Raw genomic sequence first — 23,566 nt, forward strand, 5'->3', positions numbered from 1 at the left:
CAGGAGAAACAGTGAGAACGTTCACTGCGCAATCGGGTGATAAATCCGATGAGTGGCGGCGGATGCTCCGGCCTGGCTCAGGAGTTGTCATAGCGTCGCTGCGCCTGCGAGACCTCCGGCTGGTTCGCCTCGATCCAGTGGGCGAGCGCCGTGAGGTGACGCGCCGCTCCCTTGCCGAGCGGCGTCAGCATGTACTCGACGTGCGGCGGGATCACCGGCTTGACGTCGCGGTGCACGAACCCGTCGCGCTCCAGCGTCCGCAACGTCTGCGTGAGCATCTTCTCGCTGACGACGTCCGCCAGCTCGCGCCGCAACGCGCTGAACCGCCACGACCCGCCGTCGGACAGCACCTGCAGCACCAGCACGCCCCACTTGCTTGTGATGTGCTCCATGGTCGCCCGCTCAGGACACATGGTGACCTGCATGCTCACCTCCGAGTAAGTACCCCACTCCAAAGTGGGTACTTTCCACAGGTTAGCGCTAACCGCATGATTTGCCCATGACGATCCTCATCACCGGAGCCACCGGCCAGCTCGGCAACGCAGTGGTCCGCTACGTCCTCGACCGCACCGACGAGCCGGTCATCGTCTCCGTGCGCACGCCGGAGAAGTTCACGCTCGGGGGTGTGGAGGTCCGCCAGGGCGACTTCGAGCAGCCCGAGACCCTCGACTTCACCGGCGCCGACAAGCTGCTGATCGTGTCCGGCGAGGCCCCCGACACCGGCACCCGCATCCAGCAGCACGAGAACGCCGTCGCCAAGGCCGTGGAAGCCGGCGTGGGCCACATCTTCTACACCAGCATCACCGACGCCGACACCTCCACCGTCGGCGTGGCCGTCGTGCACAAGGCCACCGAGGAGGCCATCCGGGCCACCGGCATCCCGTTCACCTTCCTGCGCAACGGCATGTACCACGAGAACTACCTGGGCGTCCTGTCCGGCGAGACCGTGGCCGTCTCCACCGAGGACGGCCGCGTGGCGAGCGCCGCCCGTGACGACTTCGCGCTCGCCGCGGCGGTCGCGCTGACCACCGAGGGCCACGAGAACCAGGTCTACGAGCTCACCGGCTCCACCGCCTGGTCGTTCCCCGAACTGGCCGGCGACCGCTTCCGCGACGTGAGCGACGACGACCTGATCTCGGCCGGCGTGCCCGCGCTCTTCGTGGACTTCTTCAAGGCGATCCGCGAAGGCGTGTTCGCCGAGGTGCGCCCGGACCTGGAGAAGCTGATCGGCCGTCCCTCCCGTCCGATCGCGATCTAGTGGCGTGGCCCGGCCCGCTGGCGGGCGGCAGCGTTTCGGGCCGCACCACTAGTTGAACTCCGGGTGCGCCTCGGGGTGCGCGTCCCACCACTTCCGGTACTCCGGGTTGCGGTCCAGCACGGACCGGTAGGCGTCGGCGGCGCACGCGAACACCTCGTGCGCCCGCCCGGCCACCGGCGAGTCCCTGCGCATGGCCACGAAGATGTCGGTCATCAGCGGCATCCCCCGCAACCGCCGGATCACGATGCCGTCCCCGGTGCGGGACGGCGCCGCCGCGAACGACACGCAGCCGCTCGCCACCAGTCCGCGGGCCATGCTCGCCTCACCGGTGTGGTGCGTCAGCCGCGGCACGAACCCGGCGTCCGCGCACACCTGGAACATCTGGGTCCGCGACCCGATGTGCTGCTTGGGCGGCGTCACCCAGTCGCGGTCCGCGAGCTGAGCCAGCTCCACCTCCTCCGAAGAGGCCAGCGGATCCGTCTCGGACAGCGCCACGAACGCCGGTTCCGTCACGAGCTTGCGCAGCTCGATCCCGGCCAGGTCGCGGGCGTGCATCCCGTCGAAGAACTCGAACAGGGCCACGTGCACCTGCCCGGCCTCCAGCATGTCCACGATCTCCGCTGACGACGGACGCACCTCCGCCCGCACGTCGGCGTTGAGCTCCCGCAGCCCCTCCACGAGCCGGGCGAAGTACAGGATCGGGATGCAGCCGAAGAACAACGGCCCGCGCCGGTCCGCCGGCCGGGTGGTGCTCATCAGCTGGGCCATCTCGTCGAGCACCAGCCGGGCCGTGCCCAGCACCCGCCGCCCCAGGTCCGTTGGGACGCAACCGTTGCGCGTCCGGTCGAAGAGCTGGCCGCCGACCAGCCTCTCGACCGTGCGCAGCTGGGCGGAGAGGGCGGGCTGGGTCAGTCCGAGCCGCGTCGCGGCCTTGGTCACGCTGCCTTCTTCGGCGATCGTGCGCACCGCACGGAGGTGTCGGAGTTCCAGCTCGGGCATAAAGACCTTGTATCCCCGTTCTGAATGCGCCGCCACCCTTCGATCGGGGCATAGTGACCTCGATCGATCTTCCGGCCCGGCGCTTTGCGGCAGCGCAACGGGTCCGGTGCGGGAGGGTGCGCACCCCTCGGTCCGACGCTGCTGCCGTGCACCCTGCGCTCCACGGCAGTAGCGTCGGACCCATGTCGGTGATCGACTCGCCCAGGGACTGGGTCAACCAGCACATCCAGCGCTACGTGGAGACCGACGGCGCCGAGGGGCACGAGTGGCGGCCGGGCGTCTTCACGCTCCTGCTGACCACCACCGGACGCAAGAGCGGCGAGCTGCGGCGCACCGCTCTCATCTACCAGCCCGACGGTGACGGCTTCGCGGTCGTGGCCTCGCAGGGAGGCAAGCCCACGCATCCCGCGTGGTACCTCAACCTCCGGGAAGACCCCGTCGTCCACGTGCAGGTCGGCGCGGACAAGTTCCAGGCGCGCGCCCGCACGGCCGGCCCCGAGGAACGGGACCGGCTGTGGGAGCTCATGACCGAGGTCTGGCCCGACTACGACGAGTACCAGCGGAAGACGGACCGCGAGATCCCCGTCGTGGTGCTGGAGCGCGTCAAGGGATGACGACGGCGGCGCCGGTCACGCGAACGCGCCGGTCCTCCCGCGTGGCGTCGACCTCCAGCCGTGACGGCCTGCCCATGTCCTCGCCCTGGCTGATGACGAACCGTTGCGGCCCTTCGAGGTCGCGCAGGTAGCCGCCGAACGCCGCGGCGGCCGCACCCGTCGCCGCGTCCTCCACCACGCCGCCGACCGGGAACGGGTCGCGGGCGTGCACGAGGTCCGCGGACTCGCGCCAGAACAGGTGCACCGTCGTCAGGTCGTGCGCCAGCATCAGGTCGCGCAACGCGTCGAAGTCGTAGTCGAGCTGTGCCAGCTGCTCGCGGTCGCGGACCGGGATCAGCAGGTGACGCGCGCCGCCGAAGCCGACGTGCACCGGCCCGTCGCCGATCTCGTCGTACCCCAGCGCCTTCAGCGCTGCCGCCACCAGCGCGGGGTCCGCGGGCGCCGTGCTGGTCGGCACGCTGGTCAGCGACGCCGTGCCACCGGAGGTCTCGACGGTGATCTCCCCGGCCGGCGTGTGGAACGTCAGCAGGCCGTCGCCGATCCGTTCGGCCAGCGCGACGGCCGTGGCGATCGTGGCGTGGCCGCAGAACGGCACCTCCGCCTTGGGGCTGAAGTACCGGACGTCGAACACCCGCTCGTCGTGGCGCGGGAAGACGAACGCCGTCTCCGAGTAGTTCACCTTCGCGGCGATGGCGAGCATCTCGTCGTCGGACAGACCTGACGCGTCCAGCACGACACCCGCCGGGTTGCCGCCTGCCGGATCCGTCGTGAACGCGCTGTAGCGCAGTACCCCCGTGTCGTTCATACCCCGCTGCAACGCATAACAGTGCTGAAGCCTTCCGTGCATGTACCTGCTGGTGAAGTACGTCAACCCGGCCTTCTCCAGCACACGGCCGGACGCGACGTTCTCGGCCTGATGACCCGCGACGACCCGGTCGGCGATGGCGAGAGCCTTGTCCCGCAACTGCTCGGCGACCCGGGTCGCCACGCCGCGGCCCCAGTGCCCCGGGTCGATCCAGTAGCCGATCTCGATCTCGCCCAGGTCGCCGTCGAGCATCTGCGCGACGCCGATGACCTCGCCGTCCTCCACGACCGCGTGCATGCCGAAGCCGTGTTCCTCCCAGTGCTGCAGCGCCTGCTCGTGCCGCAGGTCCACGTAGTCCGGCGTCCAGGGCCTGCCGTCACCGATGTACGTGGTCATCCTCGGGTCGGCCGCCCACCGCAGGAAGTGCTCGAAGTGTTCGTCGCCCCAGGGCACGAGTTCCATGACCCCATCGTGCCCCAGAAGCCGTGGCTCCAGGCCCTGTCCTCCGGGACTCTCGACCGTGGCCCTCATCGAACGGACTCACAGGACAGGGCCTAGCTGAACTGCGGGAGAAGCCCCTCGCAGGTGCGGACCACGACCTGGGCGGCCCTGCGGTGGTCGTTCGGCGCGTGCACGTCGGCGGCCTGCGCCTGCCAGCGCAGCAGCGCGTCGAGCAACGCCTCCCGCAGCTCACCGGCATCGGCCTCGTACTCGAACCCCAGCCGGGCGGCCGGTGCCGTGCCCTCGGCGCCGACGATCCGCAGCGCCTCGGCCTGCAGCTCGGCGGGCAGCTTGGTGCGTCCCGACTGCAACGCCGCCACGAGCCGCAGCTCGCGGAAGTCGTGCGCGGAGGCCACCACCCGTTCCAGGTCGGTCATCAGCTTGCGGGCGTTCTGCCGCGGTTCCATCCGCAGCAGCACGTCCAGCGCCAGCAGCGCCGACCGCGCCTTGAGGACCTCGCGGCGCTCGGTGAAGTGGACGGCGATCGAGTCGCGCAGCTCGCCGAGCCCGCTGCGCTGCACCAGCTGGCCGGTGAGCTTCACCTGCGAGTCGAAGCCCTGCCGGATCAACGCGGTGATCAGCCGGACGCCGAAGATCCCGAACCGCTCGAGCAACGCCTGGCGCACCACCGGTTCCATCGCCAGCGGGAACTGCTCGCCGGCGAACCTGTCCGCCGACAGCAGGTGGTCCTCCAGCTCCTCGCGCCCCAGGGACGCCAGCACCCGCAACGCCTGGAACTCGTCCTCCCGCAAGGTCCTCGCGGCCACCGCGAGCAGTCCAGCGACCGAGACCACGTTCTGGCACAACGGTTGCACGGCGACGTCACGGCGGTAGCGGCGGGCGATCTGCTTGGCGGACGACAGGGCGTCGATCCGTCCGGCCCCGATCTCGTCGGCCCGCGCGAGCACCGCGACGGTGTGGATCGCGGCGGTGCGGGCGATCGGGTGGTCGTGGGCGGACCGCAGGAACCTCAGGTCGTCGTCCTGCACGTGCCGCATCAGGTACAGCAACGCGTCCGCGTCGCCCAGCACCTGCTCCGGCGTCGCCTCGGACGGGGTGTCGATCAGCACGACGTCCCGCAGCGCCCGCGACGGCCACTCGACGACGACCTTGTCCGCGCGGTCGAACTGGCCGGTCTCGACGTGGTGCCGCGCACCCCGCCTGCCGATCGCGACCTCGTGCGGGCGGCCGGGACCGGAGAACACGTGCGCCCGCGGCTCGGTTCCGCCGCGGTACCAGACGAACGAGCTCTGCGGCGCGAACTCGTCGCCGATCAGCGCGTTGACCACAGTGGACTTGCCGATGTGCGCGCGTCCGGCCACGGCGATCCGCACGGGCTCGGTGTAGCGCTCGGCGTGCGAGCGCAACCACGCCGTGGCGCGCGGGCTGTCGCGGTAGACGCCCATCGCTTCCTGCAGCATCGACCAGACGACGCGGTCCAATGTCACGCGGAGAGCTCCATGGTGGGACCCCCGAGCGCCTGCACCCGCTTGTAGAGGGTGATGAGCTTGTCCAGCTCCTTGCGGCCTTCCCGCATCCTGCGCTCGCGGTCGGTCTGGTCGTCCTGGATCGCGCGCTTGGCGCTGCGGGCCGACTCCAGCAACGTCTCCTGGAGCTCCTCGGCGAGCGTGCTGAAGTGGTTGCGCAGCGAGCGCTGGATGTGCCGCCCCGAGTCGCGGACGTCCTTGGAGAACTTCACGAAGAAGTCGTCGACGTGCCGTTGCGCGGCGGCCTTCGCGGCGGCCTGGCGGCGCTTCAGCCGCTGGTCGCTCTCGTCCAGGATGGACTTCCCGCCGAAGAGGGCGCCGGCGCCGAGCGAGATCACGTTGATCAGCGGCATGCCGGCGAGCGAGGTCACCAGGCCGAACATCAGCACGCCGCCGTAGGAGCCGCGCAGGCCGGTGAAGAGCTTCTGCGGGACCGAGAACGGCTCGATCTTCGGCTTCTCCAGCCTGCTGACGGGTTCCAGCAGGTCGTCCGGCAGCACCGAACCGGGGATCAGGTCCTCGCGGTAGACGGGGAAGTTCTTCGCGACCTTCGCGGCCACCCACTCCGCGCGTTCCATCAGCCAGGCGAAGTTCGTGGTCGCGGCCTCGTTGAGGTTGTCCTCCAGCCACTGCTCGAACTTGTCCCAGCCGACCGCGGGGTCGGCCTCGTCGTAGGTCTTGTCGACCTCGCGCAGGATCCTGCGGGTCCTGTCGCGCAGGTCGTACTCGACGTCCGAGACCAGGTCGGCCATCTCGTCGTTCAGCACGTTCTGCCAGCGCGCGGACCGCCGTCGCAGCTCGTCCACGCGCCGTTGTGCCTCCTGCAGCGTGGAGATGGTCGCGGTCGTGTGCGACGAGTCGTGGGCCGTCAGCTCCTCGCGCAGCGGCGTGACGAGCTGGGTGATCGCGCTCGACGCCACGACGGCGACGGCGCGGCGGGCCAGCAGGTCGGCGGACGCGACGATGTCGCGCTGCACGCACGCCAGCAGGTCGGGGAAGCCCGACTCGGTGTTGAGCCGCTGGTCGCCGGTCTTCGCGGCGCGCAGCCGCAGGGCCGACGACACCGGGATCAGCTTCGCGGGGACGCCGGCGCGGGCCAGCAGGACCCTGTTGCGCTCCACCACGGCACGCCAGCCCGGCACGAGGTCGATCTTGGTGACCACCACCGTGACGTTGGGGCAGGCCTCCATGACCTTCTTGAGCAGCGTCATCTCCGCCGACGTCAGCTCGCCCGTGGCGTCGGAGACCAGCAGCACGGCGTCCGCCTGCATGAGCGTCGCGAACGTGCTGGCGGTGTGCGCGGACCGGGTGTCGCCGACGCCGGGGGTGTCGATGAGGACCAGGCCGTTGTCCAGCAGCGCGCGGGGGATGCCGATCTCGGCGCGCACGACGTGCTGCGACTGGGCCGTCGCCTGTTTCGTCACCTGGTCGATCGGGACGGCGATGCGCTCGGTCGGGGTGTGGAAGATCGAACCGTTCGCGGACGCGTTGCGGACCAGCGCCGCCGAGGGTGTCTCGGCGTGCTGGACGTAGGTCGGCACGGTCGTCGTGATGTCGTCGCCCACCGCGCAGACGGGGGCGTTGAGCAACGCGTTGACCAGCTGACTCTTGCCTTGTTTGGACTCGCCGACGACGAGTACGCGCAACTTGGGATCCAGTTGCTGTGCCCGCTTCTCGCGCAGCCGGGCCTCCAGATCGGGCCTTCGGTGCGTGACGCAGGCCCCGATCGTCTCGTCGAGCACGTCGAGCCAGGGCGGTGCCATCACCTGACTCATAGTGCCGTGTTCACCCCCTTGGGTGAAAGCCTCGAACGCAAGACCGGTCTCGTTCTGTCAGGACGGGCTGCTCGGGGGGACGGTGACGTTTCTCACCGTGCGTACCGGTTCGATCACGCCGTGGAGACGCCGAACCGGCCCTGTCCAGGTGCGACAGGGCCGGTTCGGGGAAGGGTGGCTCAGCCGAGCAGGCCGCCCAGGTCGAGGCCGTCGCCCACGACGGGGACGTTGTGGGTCACGTCGGTGACGGTGCCCAGGACGTTGCCGACGCCGGCGGTGTCGCCCAGCAGGCCGGTGGCGGAGTGGGTCACGCCCGACGCGGTGTCGAGGACACCGGACGCCGAGTGCTGGACCTGGCCGAGGGTGTCGTCGGTCTTCAGGCCGATGTTGCCGTCGGAGATGCTGTCGAGGCCGGTCACGTTGAGCGCGCCGAGACCGGCGTCGCTGCCGCCGAGCACGCCCAGCGCGTCGTGGGCCAGGCCCGTGACGCCGCCCAGGTGGCCGAGGATGCCGTCGGCGCCGGGAACGGCGGAGGCGACGCCGCCCAGGGGCGCGTCGACGGTCGCGGTGGCGGTGTCGGCCACGTCGAGGACCGTGCCGGTGAGCGGGGACGCGGTCTGGTCGAGGACCGAGGTCACGTCGTTGACCACGGAGAAGTCACCGTCGACCTTGACGGCACCGGCGCCGTAGACGTCGGCGGTGTTCGTGCCGGCCCACACGGTCAGACCGTTCTCGTCGACGGCGAGGAGGCCGGCCGAGGAGGTGGTGAGGTTGTCGAGGGACAGACCCGACGAGGTCAGCTGGGACGCGACGGCCTGCAGCTGGCTGATGGCGCCGAGCGGCCCCTCCGCCAGGACGTCCTCCACGACTCCGTCGAAGTAGACGCCCTCGAGGGCGGGCAGGCCCGCGGGGGTCTCCGGGAGCAGGTCGATGACCAGCGGGATGACTTCCTGGACGTCAACAGCGGTGATGTCCGCGAGCCCGGCCTGCTCCAGGGTGCCCTGAGCGTCGGCGGCGAACGCGGCCTTGAGGGACGGGTCGCTGAGCAGGTTGAGCACGAAGTCGTGGAGCGTGCTGGGCTGGATCATCTGAGGGAACTCCTGGTGAGGCACGGAAGAGTTGAGTTGATGTGCCACAAGGTAAGAGGGCGGAGTACCCCGGAACATCGGGGATCACTCCCAGTGAATCCCCGTTCCCTGATTGGGTGACGCTCGTTGACCCCCTAGGGGATTAGGGGCTTCGCTTGAGCGTCTCTTGTTCACCCGTGTAGGTACTGGTCGCTACTGCGAACAGGTGAGGAAGAGACGTGGCGTACACACTCGGAGTCGATGTCGGGACCACCCGCACGACGGCTGCCGTGTGCCGTCTCGACGGTGGCGGAGATGCCGAGATCGCCTACGTGGTGCCGTCGTCCCTGCAGCTCACGGACGCCGGGACGTTCTCCGTCGGCGAGCGGGGCGTGCCCGGCTGGACGGCCGTCGGCTTCGCCAGGCGGGTCGGCGACGCGGTGCCGTTCTCGCTGGGGCCGGAGACGTGCCCCGCCGAGGAGCTGACCGCGTTGCTGATCATGTGGGTCATCGCCGAGGTCGTCGCCAGGGAGGGCGAACAGCCCCGTCACGTGGCGGTGGCTCACCCGGCCGGGTGGGGCCCCTATCGGCGGGGCCAGCTCTACGCGGCCCTGCGGGCGGTCGGCGTCCACGACGTGACGCTCGTGCCGGAGCCGTTCGCGGCCGCCGAGAACCACGCCGTGCGCTCCCGCGTGCTGCCCGGTTCGACGCTGGCCGTGTTCTCGCTCGGCAGCCACGCGTTCTCCGCGTCCGTCGTGAAGCGGTCGCAGAACCGGACGTTCGACCTGCTCAACCACGTCGAGGGCGTCGACCACCACACCGGCGCCGACTTCGACGACCTGCTGCTGAACCTGGTGCGCGGGCGGCTCGGCAAGGACGCCCTCGTGTCCGCCGCCGAGTGCGAGGCGGCGAAACGGGCCTTCGGGCCCTCCGCGGTGGTCAGCGGGGTGGAGATCGGCCGCGAAGAGTTCGTCGAGGAGATCCGCCCGTCCGTCGACCACCTGGTGTCCACGTTCGTGCGTGCGCTGGGACCCGCGCAGCCCGACGCGGTGCTGCTCGTCGGCGGTGGCTGCCGGACGCCCGCGATCGGCGACGCGCTGTCCGCGTCCGTCGACTGCCGGGTCCTGGGCGAGGCCGCCCCCGAGCACTCGGTGGCCAAGGGCGCCGCCGTCGCCGCGCGGCTGGTCGTGATGGGTCCCGACAGCGAACCGGAACCGCTCGAGACCTCCGTTCTGGTGCACACCCGTGAAGCGTCGTTGCGGTTCCCCGTCGGCGAGGTCGAGAGACCGGACGACGACGACTTCAGCGCGCCACCGCCCCGCCCGCCGGTGGACGTGCCCCCGCTGGAACTGCCGGTGAGGCGGGTGAAGCGCATGGCGAGCGCGCTGAAACCCGCCGGACGCCGCTCCAGCTCCCGATCCGACTCCCGAGACGATGATGAGGACGGCCGTTGAGCGTGACCACGCGAGCCAGGTTGGTGTTGGACGACTCCACGCGAGGTGTCCTGGACCGGATCAACGGGGCCACAGCGGGCACAACGCTGCGCGTCGTCGTCGCGGCGCCCGGTGGTTGCGGCAAGACAGCGCTGCTCTCGGAGATCACCAACTCGGCCGTGCGCGTGGTCGACGACGCGCATCTGCTGGACGACGCGTCCCTGTCGGCGCTGTCGGCTGAACCGTTGCTGGTGCTGGCGTACCGGCCGTGGCCGCGACGCGCTGCGCTGGCCGAGTTGACCCGTGGCGCTGTCGTCGTGCCGTTGGCGCCGTTCACCCGTGACCAGGTCCGCGAGTTCCTGCACGCGCCGAAGCCCGTGGTGGACTTCGTCTTCGCTCAGACCGGGGGCGTGCCGAGGTACGTCGAGCGTCTTGGTGCCGTGTCCGAGGTGTCCGCGGAGGTTCTGGGCGCTTTTCGCGCCGAGCTCGACTGGCTGGACCCGGATCTGCAGAAGTTCCTGCTGGCCGCCGAGGCCGGCACCGCGCAGCGTCTCGACCTCCTGTCGTCCTTGCTGGACAAGGACTTCGACGAGGTGAGCGACATCATCGAGGCCGCCCGCGCCACCGGCATGCTCGCCGAGGACGGCACGTTGCTGCCCCTCGCGCAACGCGCTGTGGGCGCGTTGACGCGGGCCGAGCGACGGATCGCTGTCCGGCAGAAGCTGGCCCAGCTGCAGCTCGACCGCGGTGGTCCGGTGCTGGACCTGGTGCGCCCGTTGCTGGACACCGGTATCGGTGGGCCGGTTTTCGCTGCCGCCGCCCGTGAGGCGCTGTCCTCCGATCCCGCGTTGGCCGCCCGGCTGTTCAAGGCCTCCACCGGTGGCGGGGCGCCTTCCGCCGAGACCGCGGCGTCGTGGGCGACCGCCTCGGCGATGGCCGGCGACCTCGACGGGGCCCTGCGGCTCGCCGACCAGGTGATCAGCGCTGCTGACTCGTCGCATCGGCGTACTGCCGCCGAGGTCGCCGCGGTGGCTTTGGCGCACCGCGGGCAGTTGGCCCGGTCGACTGAGCTGTTCCGGTGGGCCGCCACGCCTTATGCGGCTGCTTTCGCCGGGATCGGGTTGATCGGCACCGGGCACCGGTTCGAGGAGACGCCTCCGCAGCCGCCGACCATGCTCGGTGGTGCGGCCTCGTTGATGTTGCAGGGGGTTCGGCAGTCGGTCTCCGGAGCGGAGACCGCTGCGCTGTCCACTCTGGTTCGCGCTTCGTCGATGCTCGAACCCGCTGGTGGGGCGGTGTTGCTGCCCGATTCTCCCGCTGCGTTGGCCGCTCTGGTCGCGGTGCACTGCGGTGAGCCGAACGTTGCCGAGTCCGTGCTGGACCGCGCTGTGGAGAGCGGTACCGGTGGTGTGCTGATGTCCGTGCGGCATCGGTTGTTGCAGGCCTGGGTGCACATGCTGCGCGGGAACCTGGCCGTTGCTCGTGAGACCTTGATGTCCGTTCGCGGGGCGTTCGAGCCTCGGGACTGGATTTTCGCTGTGGCCCTGGAAGTCGGGGTGGCTCGGCGCAACTCCGACCTGGCCACCTTGCGGCGGACCTGGGAGCAGGCCTGTGAGGCTGTGCTTCGGCACCCGGTGGATCTCTTCAGCCTGTTGCCGTTGGGGGAGTTCGCTGCTGCCGCTGCTCGGTTGAGGGATCAGGGGCGGTTGGCGCCTCATCTGGCTCAGGCTCGGGCTTTGCTGCGCTCGCTGGGCGATCCGCCGTTGTGGGCCACTCAGCTGCACTGGAGCCTGTTGCACGCCGCGATCATCGATGAGAACACCGCTGCTGCTGAGGAGCATGCGGCTGCACTGGCTGTTCATCGGGAGCGGAACCGGTACTGCGCTGTGGTTTCTGCTGCTGCTGAGTGTTGGCTGGATGTCGTGGCCGGGAAGGTCGACGCTGACCGGGTTGAGGAGACTGCTCGGGGCCTGCACGCCGTCGGGCTGTGGTGGGACGCCTCTCGGTTGGCAGGGCAGGCTGCCATCCGCACTTCTGATCGGCAGGCGATGGTTCGGTTGCTGGACTGTGCCCGGTTGTTGCAGGGGCGGACGGTTTCTGCTCGTCGGGTCGCTGTTGAGAGTGATGTCGCGGTCGTCGAGGATGCCGGGAAGTTGAGCGATCGGGAGCGGGAGGTGGCTCGGTTGGTGGTGGAGGGGATGACCTACAAGCAGGTCGGGGATCGGTTGTTCATCTCCGCCAAGACTGTTGAGCACCACATGGCTCGGATGAGGCAGCGGTTGGGGTCTACGTCCCGGTCGGATCTGCTGGCTCAGTTGCGGCACATCATCGGGGTTGCGTCTTAGCGTTCCCCGGATGCGTGCGGCTGTTCCTGTTGCGTGCTTTCACCCAGGGGCTGCCCCCGGACCTCCGGCAATCTGATCGGGGGGACCGCGCCGCTGGGAGCTTCGCTCAAGGGCGGACCTGGCCGGCTCGCCTTCGGCTTCGCGGTTGTTGGCTTGTCCTGTGTGGCGTAAGTCGTCTTGAGTCCCGGAAGAGGGCGGTGGTTACGCCTTTTTCGGGAAAGTTGCTCCGATCGAGCGAGTAAAGGGTGTAACCCTCGGAAATGTCGTACCCCCGATGGGGGGAACACCCCCGCGCATTGGGACGGTGTGGTTTGCTGGCGGTAGGCTTCCGCACCGTTGTTCGCCGAGCCGGTCAGGTGGATCGTTTTGCCGAGCCAGGACGACGTTGGACCGTCGCGGCCCCGGGGTCGTGACGAGTTCGCGCATGACTGGGCGGTCAAGATCGGGCGGACCGCCTACGTTCCTCTGTCTGCTGCCAAGCTCACTGAAGAGTTGCGTAAGCTGTTGAACGTCGTGGCTGAGGCGGTTGCCGAAGATCCTGCCGTTGCCGCTGTGGTCGGGTCTCGGTTGGTGGAGATCCACTGCGTTGGTGCTGAGAGTTTGAGCCGGTCTGTTGAGGTGCTGGCTGAGTTCGTCGTGCAGGAGGGGGCTGACGCGCGCACTGCCGCGTTGGTGATCGGGACTGTTTCGGCGGCTTACACGGCTGCTATCCAGGCTTTTGTGTTGGAGCAGCAGGAGAGTGTCAGTCAGGCTCTGCTGCGGGCCAACAGGGCTGTGCAGCTCGACCTGCGGGCCAGCGAGGAGCGGTTCGAGGACATCTTCGCGCACTCGTCCACCGGTATTGCGATGGTCGGTCTCGACGGGGAGTTGGAGCGGGCCAACGAGGCTTTGTGCGCCATCCTGCGGCGTGAGGACGTTGCCGGGATGACGCTCACGGATTTGATCGCGCCTGCTGACCTGCCGTTGATCAATGATGCGCTGGCCAGTCTTCGGTACGGGCGGATGCGGCGGGTCGAGGAGCGGCCTCGGTTGATCGACCGGGATGGGGAGCACTTCCGGGTCTTGCTCGCTGCGACCATGCAGAAGGACGCTGAGGACAACCCTCGGCACTACGTGTTGATGATCGACGACGACAGCCAGCTCACGTTGCTCGGCGGGCGGTTGCAGTACCAGTCGTTGCACGACGCGTTGACCGGGTTGCCCAACCGGCAGTACCTCACCACTCGGCTGGAGTCGTTGTTGCACAGCGACATCGAGCACGGGGTGACGTTGTACCACCTTGATCTCGACGCGTTCGCCGTCATCACGGACGGGCTGGGGTGGGAGGTCGGCGACAAGGTCCTTCGGCTTGTCGCCGAGCGGTTGAGTGCCGTCTTCTCCGACGAGAAGGCGATGGTTGCCCGGCTGGAGGGTGACGAGTTCGCCGTGCTGGTCGAGAACGGGGCCGACACGCCTGACGTGGACACGACCATCCGGATGATCGAGCAGGAGCTGGGCGAGCCCGTCTACTTCGGTGAGCAGGGTGTGGCTGTGTCGGCGACCGTCGGGGTGCTGCCGCGGCTGCACTGCGGTGACCGGCCCGCTGAGGTGTTGCGGGCTTCCGACATGACGTTGCGGCGGGCCAAGCGCAGTGGGCGTCGGCAGTGGGGGCTGCACGACTCCGTGCAGGACAAGCGGGAGCAGGAGGAGTTCGGGCTTGCCGCCGTCATGCCCGGTGCCTGGGAGAGCGGCGAGATCGAGGTCGTGTTCAACCCCGTCATGAAGCTCGACGGGTCGGCTCGGGTGTGCGTCGAGGCCGAGCTCAACTGGCGGCACCGGGACGCCGGGCTGATCCACCACGAGAAGTGCGTGTCGATGGCCGAGCACACCGGGTTGATGCTGCCGCTCGGCGAGTGGATGTTGCGGCGGGCCGCGGAGGCCGCGCGCGGGCACGACGAGATGCTCGCGGTGTGCCTCACCGAAGGGTTGGCGAAGAGTCCTGACCTCATTCGCGACGTGCGGAGGGTGTTGGCGGACACCGGGTTGCACGAGTCGAGGCTGTTGCTCGGGTTCCCGGTGCACGTGCTCGCGGACGAGGAGAGCGAGGCCGCCGACAACCTCGAAGTGTTGTCGGAGATGGGGATTCACATCGGTGCCCGCGACTTCTCCGGGTCGACCGCGGAGATCGAGCTGGTCCGCTCGCTCGGTGTCACGGCCGTGCGGGTGAAGGGGCGTTCCGAGAGACCGGACCAGCTGGTGTCACATGTGCTCAGCGACCTCGTCGGGTTCGTGCACGAGGCCGGTGGCGTCGTGGTGATCGACGCGATCGAGGACGCTGAGCAACGCCAGTGGTGGACCGAGCTCGGCGCCGACGCGGGGGTCGGGCCGGTGTTCTGCGTAGAGCCGACTACGGAGTGGCCCGCCGGGGGCTGAGGTGCACGAGGACCAGCGCGAAGCCCGCGATGGTCACCATGCGCAGGGCGGCGGTGATGCCGTTCCAGTCCTTCGACTGCCACATCGCGAACCACTCGCCGCCGATCGTGATGAACCCGCCGAGGAACAGCGCCACCACCATCAGCAGACCGGCGGACGCGAGCGTGCGTGCGCTGTCCTCCCTGCCGCGGGCGTAGGCGACGGTGCCCGCGGTCAGCAGGATCGCGGAGATCGCCTCCCACACGATGATCGCGACGTAGACGACGGTGACGATCGCGGGACTGGTGATGGCCCGCCACTTCAGGCCCTCGCCGAACGTGGTGTCCATGGCGAGGACGTGCTGGACGAACGCTTCGTTGGTGCCGTAGTCCGTGATGTTGCCGAGCACCACCAGAAGCATGTTGAGAGCGATGAACCCGACGGTCACCGCGACGACCGCGCGTAAGCTGCCGACCCGAGCAAGAAGACGCATGGCGCGGACAGTAACCGATGGGCAGCCGCTGGTGAGGCGCGTTTGCACGGCTCAGCCGCAGGGGTCCTGGAACTCCAGCTGCGGCAGGCGTTCCTCCCACAACGCCGGGGTGAGAGCGCCCCGCGTGGTCGTGCAGATGCGCTCGATCTCGTGCTCGACGTCGAGGTCCCACAGGCGCACGACCCCGTCGGCGTTGCCGGTGGCGAGCAGCCGGCCCTGCGGCGAGAACTGCACGAGCGGTTCCGCCGCCCACTCGCCGGTGATCTGCTGACCGAGGTAGGCCGGCTCGGCCGGGTTCGTGATGTCCCACAGGCGGAACGTCCTGTCCGCACTGCTGCTCGCGAGCAACCGGCCGTCCGCGCTGATCGACACCCCGCCGACCGTCCCGGTGTGGCCGCGCAGCTCGCTGATCTGCGCCGGGTGCTCGCGGTCGCGCACGTCGAAGAGGCGGACCTCCTTGCTCTGCCCCGAGAAGACGAGCGTGGAGCCGTCCGCCGTGAAGAGCACCCGCAGCACGATCTGGGCGTCCTGGATCGGCGCGCCCAGCGGACGCGGCTTCGACGGGTCGCTCACGTCCCACAACCGGACCGTCCTGTCGCTGCTCGCGGTGGCGAGGGTGCGGCCGTCCGGGCTGAACGCGGCGTCGTTGACGTAACCGTCGTGGCCGGTCATGGGTTCACCGAGCGGTGTCGGCCTGGCGGGGTCGCGCACGTCCCACAACCGCACCGACTCGTCGGTGTGGTTGGTCATCAGCACCTGGCCGTCCGGGCGGAACGCCACCTGCGCCGCGAACCGGTTGTCCAGGACGAGCGGCTCGCCGAGCTGTCTGGCGTGCAAGGGGTCGGCCACGTCCCACAGGCGCACGGTCCGGTCGCCCGCCGCGGTGGCGAGCACCTGGCCGTCCGGGCGGAACTCCGGTCCGCTCACGGTGCGTTCGTGCCCGGTCAGGGGTGGCCCGACCTGCACGGGGTGGTGCGAGTCGGAGACGTCCCACAGCCGCACGGTCTTGTCACCGGAACCGGTCGCGACGAGCTTGCCGTCCTTCCGGAACGCCGGCGTCGGCACGTGGGAGGTGTGGCCGAGCAGCATCGACCCCGGCAACGACCAGAGCTGCACGACGTTCTCCCCCGAACCGGTGGAGAGCGCGCCGCCGTCCGGGCTGAAGCCGATCGCGAAGATCGTCGCGCCCGGCGCGGACATCGGGCGGCCGAGCGGGCTCGGCGCGGCCGGGTCGGCCAGGTTCCACAGCCGCACGGTGGCGTCGGCCGAGCCGCTCGCGAGCGCGTGGCCGTCCGGGCTGAACTTCACCGACCAGACGGCGCCCGTGTGGCCCGCCAGCGGTTGCCCCACCGGTTCCTGCGTCGCCGGGTCCCACAGCCGCACGGTCTTGTCGTCGCCGCCGCTCGCGAGGAGCTTGCCGTCACCGCTGAACGCCACCGAGTGGATGCCGAGGGTGTGCCCGGCCATCGGCCTGCCGATCCTGGTCCTCGTGGCGACGTCCCACAGCCGGACGGTCTGGTCGTCGCCCGTGGTGGCCAGCGTCCTGCCGTCCGGGCTGAACGCGAGCGAGCGGACCGCGGCGGTGTGGTCGCGCAGCGGGTCGCCGACCGGCTTGGCGTTCGCCGGGTCGCGGACGTCCCACAGGCGCGCGGACCTGTCCTCGTTCGCCGCCGCGAGGAGCCTGCCGTCCGGGCTGAACTCCAGCAGGTAGGACGTGCCGTTGCCGGTCTCGATGGTCCTGAGCGCGGTGGGGGAGTCCGGCTTCGTCACGTCCCAGAGCCGGATCGTCGCGTCCTGGCCGGTGGTCGCGAGGAGCTTGCCGTCCGGGCTGAAGACGGCCGAGCTGAGCCAGTCGGTGTGCCCGGTGAGGACGGCGATCTGCTTGGGGTTGCTGCGGTCCCTGACGTCCCACAGCCGGGCGGTGCGGTCGTAGCTCGCGGTGGCGAGGAGCGTGCCGTCCGGGCTGAACGTCGTCAGGTAGACCGCGCCGGTGTGCCCGGTGAGCGGCACGGCGAGCGGGACCTGCTGGGTGGCGAGCAGTTTGGCGTTGACGGCCTGGTCGTCCGGGCGCATCCGGTGCGCGACGAGCCAGAGCCGCGCCGACAGCGACGGGTCGGACGCCGAGACGCGGTCCGCCTCCGCGACGACCTGGCGGTACAGGGCGTCGTTTCGCTGCTGCACGGCCATCACGGCGGCACCGGCGGCGATCAGCGCGAAGACCGACACGAGCGCGACGGCCGACCGGCGCAGCCAGACGCTCTTGCGGTGCTGGCGCTCGGACGTCCGCACGAACTCCTTCGCGACCGTGGTGACGTTCTGCTGCTGCCGCACGCCCTCCAGCCGTGCGCCGCGGTAGAGCAACGACGAGTCGCGGTCCTGCGCGGACCACGTGGCCGCGTCCTCCTCCAGGCGCTGGCGGGCGAGGTTGCCTGCGCGGTCCTCGTCGATCCAGCCGCGCAGCCGGGGCCACGCGTGCAGCAGCGCCTCGTGCGTGATCTCCACGGCGGCGGCGTCGAGCGTGATCAGCCGGGCACGGGTGAGGACCTCGAGCGCGCGTTCGGTCGCGGCGAGGTTCGTGCTGGCCTCCAGCAGGCTGTGGCGGCTGGACCGGCGGCGGGTGTCCTGGGTGTCGTCACCGACCCTGACCAGGCGCAGGAGCAGCTGCTTCGCCGCGGCCCTCGCCGGTCCGTCGAGGTCGAACCAGGCGCGCTCGGCCGTGGTGGCGACAGCGCCCTGGATGCCGCCGGACGCCCGGTAGCCGGCGATCGTGAGACGGCCGGCCTGCCGCCGTTGCCACGTCACCAGCAGGGCATGGCTGAGCAGCGGCAACGCGCCCGCGTCGTAGGCGTCCTTGCCGCGGCGGTTGTGCGCGCCGAGGTCGCGCAGCACGAGGTCGACGAGCCCCGGTTCGAGCTGCAGGCCCGCCGCCTTGGCCGGGCTCGTCACGGCGTCGCGCACCTCGGCGGCCGACATCGCGCCGAGCACCATCTGCCGGCTCTGCAGCGCCTCGGCGAGCTCGGGGAAGTCGAGGCAGCGCGCGTAGAAGTCGGCCCGCACACCGAGCACGACCGCCGTCTTCTCCGCCGCCGCGTGCAGAGCCTGCACGAAGATCCGCAGCCGGTTCTCGTCGCCGCCGAGGGTGAACGCCTCCTCGAACTGGTCGACGATCACCACCCTGTCGCCGACCGCCACCTGCACCTCGTGCGCGAACCCGGTGAACACCTCGCAGCCGGCCGCCGCCTCCAGCGTGGGGATCAGCTCCGGCTCCTGGAGCGCGAACTCCTTCAACGGGTCGGTGCCGGGAGAAATGATGATGACGTCTTTGCCGAGACGCGGAAGAACGCCCGCTTTCATCAAACTCGACTTGCCGGCGCCGGACGCGCCGACGAGCATCGTGATGCCGTTCTCGTTCAACCGCTCGAGAAGGGCGTTGGTAGCCCTTTCCCGTCCGAAGAACCAATTGGCGTCCTGCGGCCCGAACGCGCTCAACCCCATGTAAGGGCAGACCGCGTTGTCTTCCTGAGGCGGTGTTTCCGCATCGGTGACAGGACTGGCGAGCGCCTCTTCCCACAGCGAGCGCCACGAATCCAGTTCGTAAAGACCGTCGATCGCCGGATGGGGCTTTCGCCTGCGGGCCTCCCCGACGAGGATCTCGAGGACGGCGCTCAGCCCGCTGAACCGGGCGGGGACGTTGCGCCCGCGCCGCCAGTCGCTGACCCGCTGAGCCGGCACGCGAACCGGCCGCCCCTGCTCGTCCGTCCTGCGGGCACGGCTCACCGACTCCGTGACCCGCTTGAGCGGCGGGTCGCCTGCCTCCGCGTAGAGCAGCGCGAAGCGCTCCGCGAAGACGCCACGGGGTCCCAAGCCGCCTCCACCTCGTCCGGACCGGAAAACGCGGACCGCCCGTCTGAGCTGCGACGCACACACCGGACAGGCCGTCAGCAACCCACCCTAACGAGGTGGTCTGACAACCTCGACTCCACGTCCATCACGAGAACGGGAGACCGTCGCAGTGGTAGTGGCCAACTGGGGAATCGTGTCCGCGGCTGAGGAGCGCTGGGGGTCTCCTCAGCCGTGGCCTCGGCCGTCCGAGTGGCAGGGCGCGGCCTGTTAGGTCAGGCGGCCTTCCACAAGTCATCCGCTTCAGGTTGTTTGGGCTGGACCCGGTTCGGATCGGGCAGGTAGGTCTCGGTCGGCAACGTCACGTAGGTGATGGCGTCCGGTTTCAACGCGGTGAGCTTTCCCGCCAGATCCGCCAGTTCAGGAATTGACCCGATACCGGTGTCCGTCACAACAGACCGCGTGAGCAAGTCAGCGAGTTCCAGCGTTTTCTGAGGGCTGGCGAGCCAATTCTCGTTCGCCAGCTTCTCGCTCAACGCGCGCATGAACAACTGCTGGTTCTTGATGCGGTTGAGATCGCTCCCGTCCCCGATGCTGTACCGAGTCCTGACAAATGCGAGCGCCTGCGTCCCGTCGAGCTTGGTGGGCCCGGCAGGCACGTGCAGCCCGCTCTTGTCGTCGTCGATCGCCTCGGGCAACGAGATGTCGATCCCCCCGAGCCGGTCGACGACGTCGCGGAACCCGGTGAAGTCGATCTGCACGAAGTGGTCGATGCGAATCCCGCTCATCTGCTCGACAGTCGCCACCGTGCACGCCGCCCCGCCTGTGGAGAAGGCATTGTTGAACATGGCGATGGCAGCAGGCGGGTTCACCCCGCACTGAGGCCGGGGCACCATCGTGTCGCGCGGGATGCTCACCACCCGAGCCTGGTCGCCCAGAGCGTTGAGCTGGACGACCATGGCCGTGTCCGACCGCCCGTCGTCCTTGCCGAGCAGGAGGATGCCGAGGGGCCGGCCAGGCGTCGAAGGAGGCCTGGGATGGGTGATCTCCTCGGAGAGGTCGACGGTCTTGAGATTGCTCTCGAGCCGCCAGTACGAACCCCCGGCCACGACGCCCGCGCCGATGACGACAGCGGTCCCCGAGACCGTGAGCCATCGTTTCAAGTGGACGTTCATACCTCTCTACGGTCCCGGTCGTTTGTCCGGATCGCGTCGGCGGTTCGTCAGGGTTCCGTCACAGCCCTGCCTGCTTAGAATCGGGACAGGCCGATGCCAGAGCAGGGGAGCCCCGCCGTGTTCCGACCCGCGTTCCGCCGCGACCTGGAGTCCCGCGAGGCCGAGATCGCCCGCTCGGTGTTCGGTGACGCGTTGGACATCAGCGCTCTGAGCCTGGCCGAAGGCGGCCTGCTGGGCAGCTTCGGGGTGGCCCGCACCCTGCCGCGGCTCGTCACGTTTCCTCGCGGGGTCCTGACCTCGCCTTCGAATCAGGCTCGGTACGAGCGGTGGCTGGTGCACGAGCTGACCCACGCTTACCAGTACCAGCACGGTCGGAGTGTGCTGAGTCTGCTGCCTACCGCTCTCGCCGGGTTCTTTCGGAAGGGGCTCTACGACTACGGCGGGGTGGAGGGGTTGCGTGGGAAGGCTTTTGGTGACTTCAACTCCGAGCAGCAGGCCAACATCATCGCCGACTACTACTACCTGAGCACTTATGAGCCGCATCGTGACTTGTCGGCTTACGAGCCCTACATCCGTCATGTGCGGTCTGGTCGCTGATGCCGGATCAAGCCTTGACTGCGTAGTCGCAGGTCAAGGCTTGATCAAACCTTGTCACCACTTGCTGGAGGTGACGATCGCCTTCAACTGGTCGGGGGTCAGCGGCGACTGCGGCGAATAGATCCGACCGCCCGGCGAGCCGATCGCAGCACCCATGGGGTCCTCCTGGTTGCTGACGCGCATGAGGACCATCGTCCCGTCGGCCCGCTTGTGGCACGCCATGTACGACACCGCGCCAGGAGCCAGCCGCGCGGTCTCGATCGCCAGCCGGGAGCCGTCGGGCAGCGTGCTGACGACACAGTCCGCCGGGTGGGAGTTCCTGCACGCCCCGCCGGGCTCGGAGTCGATGGAGTCGATCGTCAGGCTGAAGCTCCCGGTGACGCCCGCGGAGGTCAGGGTCCCGACGACGAACGCGCTGCCGTCCATGCCGTCCAGCTTCGTCACGCCCGGCCCCGGTTGCTTGGACGGGGAAGTCCTCGGCACGGTCATCTTCTGGGTCACCTCGAACGTCGCGGTGTCACCGAGCACCACCCCGAACCGGGCGATCAGGTCATCCGGCGAGGTGGGGACCGGGCCGCGCGTCGTGGTCGTAGTCGGCGGGCCCGCGGCGGGCGTGCCGGAGTCGGCCGGCCCCAGCCACACCACACCCGTGACCAGGCCTGCCACCGCGACGACGGTGGCAGCAACGGGTACCAGCCGCACGGTCCTGCGCCGCCGCACGACCGGGGCCCTGCACGCGGCCGCGGCGTCGGCGCGCCGATCCAACTCGGCGAAGGCGTCGTGAAGGGTGCGCAGGTCACTCATGAGGTCTCCTGGAAGTGGGGGGCGCTGGCGGTGAGGTCGATGCGCAGAGCTCTGAGGGCGCGATGGATCTGGCTGCGCACGGTCGGTTCCCGGCACCCCAGCTGCGCGGCGATCTCCTTGTCGGACAGCCCTGTGTAGTAGCGCAGGACCACAGCCGCGCGCTGCTTCCTGGGCAGGTCGGCGAGGCGGCGGATCATCGCGTCCCGCTCGGCCCTCTCGTCCGCGCCGTCGGGGATCACCGCCGGCTCGACCTGGGCGCGCGGGGAAGTGCGGGTCAGCCTCCTGCGCCACCCCAGGTACTCGTTGACGATCATCCGCCGCACGTAGGCGTGCGGCTCGTCCATCCCCGAGATCCGTTCCCAGCGCTCGAACGCCCGGCCCAACACGTCGCTCACCAGTTCCTCGGCCAGCCACGTCCGGCAGGTCAGGACCGTGGCGAACCGCATCAACGCGGGACGCTGCCTTGCCACGTACTCAGCGAACTCCACCGGCAACTCCCGATCGTCTTGCTCGACCTCGATTTCCCACCCCTAATGAAGAAGTGACTCCCAACGTTGCATCCGGTCTCTCAACTCGAAGTGGCCTCCGGCGAAGTGAATCAAGTGCCTGGCGCTGCTCCGGACGTGGTCCGCCGCTGAACGCCGACTCGGCGATCGGAGTGCTGATCGGGTGATTCAGCTCGGACTCAGACCTGGTGACGAGACGGATCGCTAACCTCGTTCCAGGGGTGAGGGATGGGGCGGAATGACCAAGAAGGCGATCAGCTGGGGTCGTCCAACGAGGTGCAGTCCGATGATGTGAGCGGCACTGTTCTGCAGGTTCGCGACATCCACGGCAACGTGCACCTGGGGAACGACAACCGCGCGGCGCTGTGGGCGTACGGCAGTGCGGTGATGGCGGTGTTCCTGCTACTGGTCGCCCTGGTCGTGTTGGCTCCCGAGAAGCCTGGTCCGAGTCCTGCGGAGCCGACCCAGGCAGCGGCTGGCCAATCAGGTTCGGCACAGCCGACCACCACGAGGGTCGGGACGCCGCCGCAGGAGCTCCGTGTGACCGCCGACCTCTCCGTCAACGACCGGGGTCCCTGGGCTTACGTCAGCGACTCGCCCGACTTCCCCGACCCCGAACTGCGCGCCGAGCTGTCGAAGCCGAGGGGCCTCACCCAACCCGCGCTGATCAAACGGGTGCGCACCACTCCCGGCGCGTTCCCGGAGAAGGAGCATCTCATCCGCCTCCACCTGGAGGGGCCCGCCGACCACGCCGTTCGAGTGATCGACATCCGACCGGTCATCCGAAACAAACGGGATGTGCCGCGGGGGACGAGCGTGGCCACCGGCACCCAGGGCGAGGAGAGTTCGACCGAGGTGTTGCTGCTCCTGGACGAGCCGTTCCCGGTCATGCGGGAGTCGGTGGGACTCCCCGCGGAAAGGCAGCCGGGTGGTCCCTACTTCCCCGGTCACACCATCAACCTGGCCAACGGCGAGACCAGCGAGGTCGTCATCACCGCACGTGCCTACAAGCACGCTTACGAGTACGACCTGGTTGTCGCTTACCAGATCGGTGACCAGATCAAGGAGATGCTGGTCAACGACGGCGGTCAGCCGTTCCGGGTTTCGGGTCGGCTGTGCATTGCCGACGGCAGGTATCCGTACGATTCCCGGTACGGCAGGGGCGACAACTACGAGCTTCAGACTTATCCGGCCAACGGCGCTCCGAGGGGCCTGGTAGACAAGGACTGCGCCCCCTGACCGGGTGACAGCACCAGTCGGGGCCGGTCGATCAAGGGTAGATCCTCGCTGGCGGTGACTGACCGAAAAGATCAGGGCCTGACAGCGTTTCAGCATGTCAGGCCCTGATTTCACCCGGCGAAAGGTGGTGCCCCAGGCAGGATTCGAACCTGCGACACACGGTTTAGGAAACCGATGCTCTATCCCCTGAGCTACTAGGGCTGGCGACAGCAGTCTACCGGGGCGCCGCCACCGAGT

The 23,566-nt window shown here is 69.3% G+C and carries 18 protein-coding genes and 1 tRNA gene; 7 read left to right on the plus strand and 12 right to left on the minus strand.

From position 1 onward, the window contains the following. Nucleotides 1-77 precede the first annotated feature (77 nt). Nucleotides 78-392: a helix-turn-helix domain-containing protein gene (locus VM306_RS04630; RefSeq protein WP_325511207.1), complete on the minus strand. Its 315-nt coding sequence runs from the start codon at nt 390-392 to the stop codon at nt 78-80. Between the two features lie 107 nt (nt 393-499). On the opposite strand from VM306_RS04630, the gene VM306_RS04635 reads away from it, so the two are divergent. After that, nucleotides 500-1,258, plus strand: a complete 759-nt coding sequence (locus VM306_RS04635) for an NmrA family NAD(P)-binding protein (RefSeq protein WP_325511209.1) — start codon at nt 500-502, stop codon at nt 1,256-1,258. 48 nt (nt 1,259-1,306) lie between these two features. Here the strand turns inward: VM306_RS04635 and VM306_RS04640 are convergent, their stop codons facing one another. Further along, a complete protein-coding gene (locus tag VM306_RS04640; protein ID WP_325511211.1) occupies nt 1,307-2,257 on the minus strand; it encodes a LysR family transcriptional regulator in 951 nt (316 codons plus the stop codon). A 182-nt stretch (nt 2,258-2,439) separates the two neighbouring features. Between VM306_RS04640 and VM306_RS04645 the strand changes: the two genes are divergently transcribed. Beyond that, nucleotides 2,440-2,871, plus strand: coding sequence for a nitroreductase family deazaflavin-dependent oxidoreductase (locus VM306_RS04645; protein WP_325511213.1), 432 nt, complete (start codon nt 2,440-2,442; stop codon nt 2,869-2,871). Here the strand turns inward: VM306_RS04645 and VM306_RS04650 are convergent. From VM306_RS04650 to VM306_RS04665, 4 genes are all read right to left on the minus strand, one after another. Beyond that, nucleotides 2,861-4,138, minus strand: coding sequence for a PhzF family phenazine biosynthesis isomerase (locus VM306_RS04650; protein WP_325511215.1), 1,278 nt, complete (start codon nt 4,136-4,138; stop codon nt 2,861-2,863). The two genes, VM306_RS04645 and VM306_RS04650, sit on opposite strands and share 11 nt — an antisense overlap. 92 nt (nt 4,139-4,230) lie before the next feature. Then, on the minus strand, nt 4,231-5,625 hold the full coding sequence (locus VM306_RS04655) for a hypothetical protein (protein ID WP_325511217.1): 1,395 nt from the start codon (nt 5,623-5,625) through the stop codon (nt 4,231-4,233). After that, nucleotides 5,622-7,427 (minus strand): dynamin family protein, encoded by a 1,806-nt coding sequence (locus tag VM306_RS04660; protein ID WP_325511323.1) that lies wholly within the window; start codon nt 7,425-7,427, stop codon nt 5,622-5,624. The genes VM306_RS04655 and VM306_RS04660 overlap by 4 nt, the downstream gene beginning before the upstream one ends. Before the next feature lie 191 nt (nt 7,428-7,618). Continuing rightward, nucleotides 7,619-8,527: an IniB N-terminal domain-containing protein gene (locus tag VM306_RS04665; RefSeq protein WP_325511219.1), complete on the minus strand. Its 909-nt coding sequence runs from the start codon at nt 8,525-8,527 to the stop codon at nt 7,619-7,621. Nucleotides 8,528-8,745: 218 nt separating this feature from the next. On the opposite strand from VM306_RS04665, the gene VM306_RS04670 reads away from it, so the two are divergent. The 3 genes from VM306_RS04670 (at nt 8,746) to VM306_RS04680 (ending at nt 14,696) form a co-directional block, all read left to right on the plus strand. Then, a complete protein-coding gene (locus tag VM306_RS04670) occupies nt 8,746-9,960 on the plus strand; it encodes an Hsp70 family protein (RefSeq protein WP_325511221.1) in 1,215 nt (404 codons plus the stop codon). A gap of 2 nt (nt 9,961-9,962) precedes the next feature. Continuing rightward, on the plus strand, nt 9,963-12,284 hold the full coding sequence (locus tag VM306_RS04675; RefSeq protein WP_325511224.1) for a helix-turn-helix transcriptional regulator: 2,322 nt from the start codon (nt 9,963-9,965) through the stop codon (nt 12,282-12,284). 723 nt (nt 12,285-13,007) lie between these two features. Next, a complete protein-coding gene (locus tag VM306_RS04680) occupies nt 13,008-14,696 on the plus strand; it encodes a diguanylate cyclase domain-containing protein (protein WP_325511226.1) in 1,689 nt (562 codons plus the stop codon). Here VM306_RS04680 and VM306_RS04685 read toward each other — a convergent pair. From VM306_RS04685 to VM306_RS04695, 3 genes are all read right to left on the minus strand, one after another. Continuing rightward, the gene (locus tag VM306_RS04685; protein WP_325511228.1) at nt 14,671-15,168 is read right to left on the minus strand and encodes a DUF2165 domain-containing protein; all 498 of its coding nucleotides are present in this window, start codon (nt 15,166-15,168) and stop codon (nt 14,671-14,673) included. The genes VM306_RS04680 and VM306_RS04685 overlap by 26 nt on opposite strands. 51 nt (nt 15,169-15,219) lie before the next feature. Next, on the minus strand, nt 15,220-19,032 hold the full coding sequence (locus VM306_RS04690; RefSeq protein ID WP_325511230.1) for a hypothetical protein: 3,813 nt from the start codon (nt 19,030-19,032) through the stop codon (nt 15,220-15,222). A 251-nt stretch (nt 19,033-19,283) separates the two neighbouring features. Continuing rightward, on the minus strand, nt 19,284-20,117 hold the full coding sequence (locus VM306_RS04695) for an LCP family protein (RefSeq protein WP_325511232.1): 834 nt from the start codon (nt 20,115-20,117) through the stop codon (nt 19,284-19,286). Nucleotides 20,118-20,300: 183 nt separating this feature from the next. Between VM306_RS04695 and VM306_RS04700 the strand changes: the two genes are divergently transcribed. After that, nucleotides 20,301-20,780, plus strand: a complete 480-nt coding sequence (locus VM306_RS04700; protein WP_325511234.1) for a hypothetical protein — start codon at nt 20,301-20,303, stop codon at nt 20,778-20,780. 54 nt (nt 20,781-20,834) lie between these two features. Here VM306_RS04700 and VM306_RS04705 read toward each other — a convergent pair whose 3' ends face one another. Then, entirely contained in the window at nt 20,835-21,584 is a 750-nt protein-coding gene (locus tag VM306_RS04705) for a hypothetical protein (RefSeq protein WP_325511236.1), read from the minus strand. Further along, nucleotides 21,581-22,072: a SigE family RNA polymerase sigma factor gene (locus VM306_RS04710; RefSeq protein WP_325511238.1), complete on the minus strand. Its 492-nt coding sequence runs from the start codon at nt 22,070-22,072 to the stop codon at nt 21,581-21,583. Before VM306_RS04710 ends, VM306_RS04705 begins: the two co-directional genes overlap by 4 nt. A gap of 309 nt (nt 22,073-22,381) precedes the next feature. On the opposite strand from VM306_RS04710, the gene VM306_RS04715 reads away from it, so the two are divergent. After that, nucleotides 22,382-23,329, plus strand: a complete 948-nt coding sequence (locus VM306_RS04715; RefSeq protein ID WP_325511240.1) for a hypothetical protein — start codon at nt 22,382-22,384, stop codon at nt 23,327-23,329. A 125-nt stretch (nt 23,330-23,454) separates the two neighbouring features. Here the strand turns inward: VM306_RS04715 and VM306_RS04720 are convergent. Next, nucleotides 23,455-23,530: transfer RNA gene (locus VM306_RS04720), tRNA-Arg, on the minus strand. Nucleotides 23,531-23,566: the final 36 nt, after the last annotated feature.

Source organism: Lentzea sp., assembly GCF_035525475.1.
Lineage (GTDB): Bacteria > Actinomycetota > Actinomycetes > Mycobacteriales > Pseudonocardiaceae > Lentzea.